Annotated in this window: 3 protein-coding genes; all 3 read left to right on the top strand. The window is 33.2% G+C overall.

The features are described 5' to 3' along the window. Positions 1-261, top strand: a 261-nt coding sequence (locus Q0E71_RS06645) for an MscL family protein (protein WP_294797228.1), incomplete at its 5' end; no start/stop codon positions are given. A 12-nt stretch (positions 262-273) separates the two neighbouring features. Beyond that, positions 274-2,067 (top strand): oligoendopeptidase F, encoded by a 1,794-nt coding sequence (pepF, locus tag Q0E71_RS06640; RefSeq protein WP_294797226.1) that lies wholly within the window; start codon positions 274-276, stop codon positions 2,065-2,067. A 114-nt stretch (positions 2,068-2,181) separates the two neighbouring features. After that, positions 2,182-2,610 carry a 50S ribosomal protein L13 gene (gene rplM / locus Q0E71_RS06635; RefSeq protein WP_294797224.1) on the top strand — a complete coding sequence of 143 codons (429 nt, stop codon included), beginning with the start codon at positions 2,182-2,184 and terminating at the stop codon, positions 2,608-2,610. Positions 2,611-2,700: the final 90 nt, after the last annotated feature.

The following is a 2,700-nucleotide window of genomic DNA, read 5'->3' as shown; positions in this document are numbered from 1 at the left end:
GGCAAATACGCTACACTTGCCGAAGCACAAGAAGCTGGTGCAGCTACACTAAACTATGGTTTATTTTTAAACAGAATTATTGACTTTTTAATTATAGCTTTTGTACTATTCTTAATAATTAAAGCTATAAACAAAGCTAGAGCACTTACTAAGAAGCCTGAAGCGGAAGCAGCACCAACAACAAAAGAATGTCCATATTGTAAATCAACAATAGACATTAACGCAACAAGATGCCCTAACTGCACATCAGAACTTAAATAATAGAGGTATATTATGACAATATTAAACAGAAGCGAAGTTGATAAGAATTTAACTTGGGATACGTCAGCAATATTTAAATCAAAAGAAGACGCTAGAAAAGAAGCAAATGCTTTGTTGGAAGCATCTTTAAAGCTAAAAGAAAACTATGAAGGAAAATTAAATGACTTTGATACTATAGTCAAAGCTTTTAAAGAATATGAAGAGATAATTAAAAGATTTTCCTTAGTTATAGATTATGCATATCTAAACAAGGACGTAGACTTAACAAATTCTGCTGAACTAGCCTTTTTCAATGAATTATTAAATATGTATAACAAGCTAGATGAAAATACATTGTTCGTTGAGCTTGAGATAGCAAAGCTAGATATTCCAATGCTTGAAAAGCTTGAGAAGGTAGATGGCTTAAAAGTATATTTCCACAGCGTTATTTTAAAGAAGAAAACTTATTTAAGCGATGCAGAAGAAAAAGTTATTCAAGCCTTTACACCATTGAGAATGGCGCCTGAACAATTGTATAACACAATTAAGTTACAAGACTTGACATTTGAACCGTTTGAGGTCAATGGCAAGAAATATAATAACTCATATGCTTTATTTGAAGAAAAGTATGAGTATGATGAAGATAAGGACTTAAGAAGAGAGTCATTTAAATATTTTTATAAGGATCTAGCAAAGACTGTCAATAGCACAGCGATGGCATTTAATTTGAACATGCAAAAAGATAAGATTATGTCAAAGCTTAGAGGCTACGATAGCGTAACAGATTATCTGCTTGCTGAACAAGAGGTGCCTAGAGAGATCTATGAAAATCATTTAGATACTATAATGAAAGAGCTTTCACCAGTTATGAGAAAGTTTGCGAGAACTTTAAAAGATGGACTTGGTTTAGAAAAGATTAATTACTACGATTTAAAAGCAAATATAGATCCAGAATTTGATCCAGAAATAACACTTGATGGAGCTAAGGACTATATCTATAGTGCTTTAAACGTATTAGGTGATGAATATCTAGAACAAATCAAGAAAGTTCTTGAAGGCAAAAATATTGACTACGTTGAAAACAAAGGTAAATACACTGGAGCATATTGCTCGACACCAGCTGGTTTCCCATCATATATACTTATGATATGGACTGGCAAGATGGACAGCGTATTCACTATGATACATGAACTTGGTCATGCAGGTAACTTTATGTTATCGCAAAAGTATCAATCATACTTTGATTGTAACCCATCTATGTTTTATTCAGAATCACCATCGACAATGAATGAGATGATGCTTGCTAATTACTTGATGAAGAAGACTGAAGACCCTAGAATGCTTAGATGGATTTACTTCTCAATCATTGCCAAGACTTATTACCATAACTTTGTTACGCATTTCTTAGAAGCTTATTTCCAAAGAAAAGCATATAACTTAGTTGATGAAGGACAAAACCTAGATGCAGATACATTAAACAGACTATATAAGGAAACACTTGAAGAGTTCTGGCAAGGTGAAGTCGAATTAACAGATGGCTGTGAAATGACTTGGATGAGGCAACCTCATTACTACTCAGGTTTATACTCATACACATACTCAGCTGGTTTATCAATTGCAACAAACGTATCAAGAAAGATACTTGAAGACGATGAAGAAGCAGTAAGTAATTGGTTAAACGCAATTAAACAAGGCGGTCTATATAACCCAGTAGAGTGGGCTAAACTATCAGGCGTTGACATCACTACTACTGATTCACTAAAGAACACAATTAGCTATATTTCATCAATAGTTGATAAAATTGAAGAATTAAGCAAAAATTTATAAAAAATTAACGAAAATACTTGACAATTAGAGTATTTTGTATTAAAATATTTGTTAGTGTTTTAGAAAAGACCCGGAAACTTTTTTAAAAACAATGTTTTTTAAAGGAGGAAAAAAATGAGTTCATTTATGGCCAACGCTCAAAATATTGAGAGAAAATGGTTAGTTATAGACGCTGAAGGCAAAGTCCTAGGTAGACTAGCAAGTGAAGTTGCTAAGATCTTAAGAGGAAAACACAAAGCAACTTTTACACCACACGTAGATACAGGTGATTACGTTATCATCGTAAACGCTGACAAGGTAAAATTAACAGGAAAGAAATTATTACAAAAGAAACACTACTACCACACAGGATATCCTGGAGGACTTAGAGAAATCAATTACCAAGATATGATGCAAAACAATCCTGAGATGGCAATCAGATTAGCTGTTAAAGGTATGCTTCCAAAAAACAGATTAGGAAGACAAATGTTTAGAAAATTAAAAGTATATTCTGGCCCAGAACACAATCACGAAGCACAAAAGCCAGAAAAGTATGAGTTTTAGAAAGGAGGACGAATAGATGGAAAAACTTATTCAAGGAACAGGCAGAAGAAAATCTTCAGTAGCAAGAGTAAGATTAGTGCCTGGAGATGG

Source organism: uncultured Fenollaria sp. (genome assembly GCF_934202865.1).
Lineage (GTDB): Bacteria > Bacillota > Clostridia > Tissierellales > Peptoniphilaceae > Fenollaria.
This window is presented reverse-complemented; position numbering and strand designations above follow the sequence as displayed.

Excerpts from the sequence above, each read along its gene's own strand:
- rplM (WP_294797224.1), top strand. The coding sequence starts at position 2,182 with ATGAGTTCATTTATGGCCAACGCTCAAAATATTGAGAGAAAATGGTTA.
- pepF (WP_294797226.1), top strand. The coding sequence starts at position 274 with ATGACAATATTAAACAGAAGCGAAGTTGATAAGAATTTAACTTGGGAT.